Here is a 5,248-nt window from a genome sequence, read left to right as displayed (position 1 = left end):
TATTGATGGGCATTTCAAGACTGTGGATTGCCCACGGACCCATCCAGTGTGAATCGCCGAACAGTTGATCTTTGACGTTCTTGTCTCGCCAGTGCATTGATTCCATGATCATGATGGTATTCGTCGTACCATCGGTGATCTTGCTGAGATTGATCGAGCCCTGGAAGCCAAAAACTCCGTTGTGTCCCTGCAGGGGCAGGATGCTGATGTCCCATGCCTGTGCCCATTCCACACCGGGATAATCGGCGATCGGACAGTCACGGTGACCCGAGTTCATGAATCCCAGGTTCCCCACGTAGTCAGTACGGGCACCGGTAATCCCATCGTCCCAGCTGCTATCGTTATAGGAACCACCGGAAACGATATTGGGCTGTGGATTGCTGGGGCAGAGCAGTCCGGTCAGGACTGTGTTTCGTGCGGTCACAGCAACAGGTTGGGCGTTGTTTCCGTAGAGACTGTCGCCACCTCGGTTTGCAGTCGCACAGAAAGCTGTATTGACGGAGTTAAACAGAGGCGCTTGGTCGAAGTATGGGAGAAGCTGAAAGGTCCATCCCAGAGAGGAATAGCAGTTGTTGTTAAAGTTATTCCCGTTCTGGATGCTTGCCATCCGGTTGTTGGGGAAAATCAGATGCGTGTCGTGATAGTTGTGCATGGCCAATCCGAGTTGCTTCAGATTGTTTTTGCACTGGGTCCGCCGTGCGGCTTCGCGTGCCTGCTGTACTGCTGGCAGCAGCAAGGCAATCAACACCGCGATAATGGCAATCACGACAAGAAGTTCTATCAATGTGAACGCTCTCGCCCATGATTGCTGCTGAACGCGCAATCGTTTCATCATAGAGCACCTACCCCGAAAAAAGAAAAAGTTACAAACACTACCGCCAAAAAGAGCGCAATCAAATAATTCCAACTATTTCTGAATCGCGATATCGATGTTATTGGTCCCCGCTTTGACTTCGACTTCTTGCGGAGTCGTCTCAGCGGACCCATAACTGGCAGGATATGGCGTGTCAAATTCTGGAGCCCCTCCGCCGCCGACCGAACTGAAGCCGCCTGGGGGGGCCTTCATTCCTGGACGCATCATCTGAGGGCCGGATTTTTTCTTCGGAGATTTCGACATTTTTGCCATGGCTTCCTGCATGGCACCTGAACCCAAAGCGAATACTACTTTGTACTTACCGGGCAATGCCCCGCGCCGACCATCTGTCGTCGTCAGGTCGTATCCCCCGTCATCCTTGATCGTCCCTGACGAGAAAACGCCTTTCTCGCCATCGACCGGCTGAAACCGAATGATGATACCCTTCAATGGCTTCTCAGCCCCCGTCACCTTGCCTGTTACCGGGTATGCTCTCGGTTTGTTAGACCCACAGCCAGCAGCGACAGATACCACGACAAAGAGAACACATAAACGACTGAGAAATCGCGCAAACGTCATGCCGCGGCCTCGATGGGATTTTGGGCGAATTAAGGTTATTGAGATAATGGAGAGCGTTTTACCCTACCTTCCAACATCGAATCGTTCAAGAGAAATACTCTTACGCCGTCAAAGAAAGGCGCAATTAAAGCAGAAAGAGTCGGTGCACGTATTTCTGTACCCGTTCATCGGCGGTCTGAATAGTCTTTAATGAGATTTTGATCACTGGAAGCCGATTTCGGTGAGTCGAAATTGCAGCATATACGAAAATGATAGCGGTCGTTCAGCTCTCAAACAGGAGTCTTTCAATGTCGCAAGCAATCGTTGATCCAGCCGAATTGAGGAGGTTTGCCTCGCTACTGCGCGAGTTCACCAACGAACTGCAAGGCCGACTCGTCACAGTGAACACCCAACTGAACTCCCTCAGCCAGACCTGGCGAGATCAAGAGCACCTGAAATTTGCCGACGAGTTCTCACAGCACCTCAAACTGCTGGCCCGCTTCATTGAAGCCAATGAGACTCATGTCCCTTACCTACTGCGTAAAGCAGAAAGGATTGAGGAGTATCTTTCTCAGAAGTAGACCCTATCCTTAGAAGGCGATGCTCGATTCGCTCCCCTTTTTCCGCCAAGCGATGCTTATCCAAGTTTCGAAGTCGAGGCCTGCCCATCCATGTCCGGCCAGCAAAGTGCAAACATTCATTCCGTTGACGCGTTAAGAGATGTTCGTGCTGCGTTAATCCTTTTCCAGGAACGTTCCACCACCGCTCTGAGTGATCTCAGACAGAAGATAGAGCGAACGGTCGCCTGGTTGGAGCTCGATCGTCCAAACTACTGGAAGGAGCAGGAACGCCGGGCCTACGACCGTGTCGCAACAACCCGGACTGCCTTCGAAACATGCCGCCTGCGGACCGTTGCCGGACATCGGTCAGACTGCATTGAAGAGAAGAAGGCCTTCGAGAGAGCAAAAATGCGGATGGAATACGTCCGGGAAAAGCAGGAGGTCACGCGGAAGTGGATGGTCGAAGCCTCCAGAGAGGCCAATGAGTACCGCGCGCGGACCAGCACGCTTCAGCGAACTCTCGATTTCGACGTCCCCTTGATGATTGCCCAGTTGGGACGGATGATTGACGCCCTCGAGGGATACACAAATCAAAGTCCACCAGTCGTCGTGTCCTCCCCTTTGCTCCCCCCTGTCGAAACTCAAGACGAAACCGCAGGCCACGAAACGCAAGCAGATCCTGCGATCAATGAAGTCACTTCCGCACCCGCGCCGGAAGCGTCACGGACGGCAGACATCACCCCATCTCAGGAAGTTTCGAACGAGTCAGGAATCGACCGCAATGACTGAACCGGGAACTTCTTCAACGAAACTTCCCGCACCCGTGGGCCCGATTTCCTATACCTGCCCTGGCGAACTGTATTCGATCCCGCGCAGTATTCATCTGGCACGAATTGCGGCCTTCTATTCCAAATGCCGCGACTGTCCTCATCGGTTCGACCAGGGGAGCACGGTTCCACCCCCTAGTCAGAATCTTTCATCCCCCGCGGCCGAAGTCCGTCGTCCGGTGGTCCGCACTTCATTGCTGACTGACGAGTCGGTGCGGGGAGTCTACCTCAACGAACTCACGCGGAATCGAGCCATCGCGTGGGGCGAGGCCCTTGCCGCAATGCTGTGGGACGACAAACCACTGATTGCCCTCCCCCCCGACGACGGCCGCTCTTCGGTTGCCAGCGACCCCCAAATACCCATCGGGAAACCGGCGACTCGCGGGCCGCAAGTCGTGGTGGGCTTTGACGAACGCCCCTCGTCACCTGATATCGTGACCGGTGTTGTCCTGGGACTGCGAAGGATGGGATGCCCCGTCATTGATCTCGGACAGACGGGACTGACGGTCCTTTCGTTTCATCTCCAGCAATCGGGTGCCCGAGCAGGATTGTTCGTCACCGGTGCAGGCTGCGATATCGCAATGACAGGATTTGAGTTACTCGATCAGGGAGGAATGCCCTTTTCACAGTCGGATCTGGTCAGGATGGAGTCGATCGTCAATACAGGGATCGGAAGGCAGACGCGGCAGATCGGTGGACACACTCCTGTACACCCTCACGCCCTGTATGAAGCGAGTCTAACCGAGCATTTCCACGCACTCCGCCCCTTGCGGGTCGCTTTCGGAACTTCATCCCGACAAACCCAACGAACAGTCAAACAGATCTTCACGCGATTGCCTTGTGAGCTCACAACCATCCCGCTTCCCACCCGCAAACGCGATCTGCTTAATCCGCTTGATCCCGATCTTCAGCGAATCGCAAAAGGGGTCGTGGAGGGACGACATCACCTGGGGGTCGTCGTCGACGAAGATGGTCAACACTGCGCCTTTTTCACCGATCAGGGTCGGCTCGTCACGGTGAAAGAAATCGCTCGCCTGCTGGTCGAAATTACGCAACGGGATCACCCTTCCGCCCAGTTCATCATGGCGACGTCGCTCATCTCTGACGCACGGGTCTGGCTCACCGGCCGCGATGCCACCGCTGTAGATGGAGGTGAGTCCAACAGTTTACTGTTGCGGTCATTGGTCGACCGCCAGGCTGCCGCGGCCTTCTCGGGCGATGGGCGTGTCTGGTTCCGTCACGAGTACGTCGCGTGCGATGCGCTGATCGTCCTTGCGAATATTCTGAAGGCACTCAGTCTCAGTGATACTCCTTTTTCTGAAGTCATCGACCGAATCAGTACGGCAGAAGGGAAGTCTCCGTAGTTCGCTTTTACGCCGTATGATGGCGTGACTGCCGTCTGGGGCTGCCATCCCGTCGAACCAACGAGGACGAGGGGCTTTGCAGGCTGGCATCCAGATAGGGCCGCAGGCACTTTGGCTTATCGCTACGGCCCCCCCGCTGGTAGTCTCGCCAAAGGGACGCAGCAACCACATCCGCAGACCAACCCCGGCGTTCTGTTAGATACTGCATCAGCAATTCGAGTAATCGGCCCAGCGCAATTCCGTGTGTTTTCCGCTCTTCCGCGAACAACCAGGCCACCAGTTGACGAAACTCGTGGAACGGGGAACCTGTCATGGTGGTCCCAGCTTCCGGTCGCCCTGCGCTTTCAAGAGAAGCCGTCTCGGCGGGCTTCATCCAGACAAGTGGCAGCGTTTCGACAAAGTTGCCGCTGTTGGCAATGGCGTCCCAATACTTCGCAAACCGGCGCAGTTCCTGTATGGCAGCATAGCCCAGCAGCTTGTTCGACAGGATTTCATAGGGGGGATGAGGGCTGTAAACCATTCTCCACTCTTCATCATGTCGGACGATGGGAGTACCGCGAAGTCGCTTGAGGATGCCGACCTGGATTTCATGAGGTCGCAGGGCGACCAGACGATCGAAGCCCTCTCCGAAGCTCTCGAGAGTCTCACCTGGCAATCCCACAATCAGGTCTGCATGAATGTGGACCCCGGTCTCATTTCTCAGCCAGTTCAGATTCTGTTCAGCCTGCTCGTTGTCCTGTTGGCGGCTGATGAGCTTGCAGACATCCGGGTTGAAGGTCTGAATTCCCACTTCAAACTGCAAAGCCCCCGCCGGAAACCGGGTGATCAGTTGCTTGAGAGCTTCGGGCAACCGGTCAGGAATCATCTCAAAATGCAGGAACAGCCCTGGCTCGTAACGCTCCAGAAAGAACTCGAGAATTGTTCGACTCACCCGCAAATTCAGATTGAAAGTCCGGTCGACAAACTTGAACTGGCGAGCCCCCCGGTGCAGCAGTTTGTCGATCGCGGCCAGAAAGCCCTCCAGCGGGAATTGCCTGACCGGGATCTCCAGTGCAGACAGGCAGAATTCACAAGTGAAGGGACATC

At 55.1% G+C, this 5,248-nt stretch carries 6 protein-coding genes; 3 read left to right on the top strand and 3 right to left on the bottom strand.

What is annotated here, in order from left to right:
• Positions 1-835, bottom strand: an 835-nt coding sequence (locus tag VGE80_RS23210; RefSeq protein ID WP_440594308.1) for a DUF1559 domain-containing protein, incomplete at its 3' end; no start/stop codon positions are given.
• Between the two features lie 72 nt (positions 836-907).
• Positions 908-1,432 carry a hypothetical protein gene (locus VGE80_RS23205; RefSeq protein ID WP_397571259.1) on the bottom strand — a complete coding sequence of 175 codons (525 nt, stop codon included), beginning with the start codon at positions 1,430-1,432 and terminating at the stop codon, positions 908-910.
• A 287-nt stretch (positions 1,433-1,719) separates the two neighbouring features.
• Here VGE80_RS23205 and VGE80_RS23200 point away from each other — a divergent pair, with 287 nt between their 5' ends.
• The 3 genes from VGE80_RS23200 to VGE80_RS23190 all read left to right on the top strand — a co-directional run bounded on the left by VGE80_RS23200 (position 1,720) and on the right by VGE80_RS23190 (position 4,162).
• Positions 1,720-1,992 carry a WXG100 family type VII secretion target gene (locus tag VGE80_RS23200; protein WP_373650646.1) on the top strand — a complete coding sequence of 91 codons (273 nt, stop codon included), beginning with the start codon at positions 1,720-1,722 and terminating at the stop codon, positions 1,990-1,992.
• Between the two features lie 90 nt (positions 1,993-2,082).
• Positions 2,083-2,760, top strand: coding sequence for a hypothetical protein (locus VGE80_RS23195; protein ID WP_440594307.1), 678 nt, complete (start codon positions 2,083-2,085; stop codon positions 2,758-2,760).
• Positions 2,753-4,162, top strand: coding sequence for a hypothetical protein (locus tag VGE80_RS23190; protein ID WP_440594306.1), 1,410 nt, complete (start codon positions 2,753-2,755; stop codon positions 4,160-4,162). The genes VGE80_RS23195 and VGE80_RS23190 overlap by 8 nt, the downstream gene beginning before the upstream one ends.
• Positions 4,163-4,169: 7 nt before the next feature.
• Here VGE80_RS23190 and VGE80_RS23185 read toward each other — a convergent pair.
• On the bottom strand, positions 4,170-5,248 hold a 1,079-nt coding region (locus VGE80_RS23185), incomplete at its 5' end, for a DUF4080 domain-containing protein (RefSeq protein ID WP_440594305.1).

It is taken from the genome of Schlesneria sp., assembly GCF_036405755.1.
GTDB classification, from domain to species: domain Bacteria; phylum Planctomycetota; class Planctomycetia; order Planctomycetales; family Planctomycetaceae; genus Schlesneria; species Schlesneria sphaerica.
Note: the sequence above shows the minus strand (reverse complement) of the source record. Positions and strands in the feature narration are given on the sequence as shown.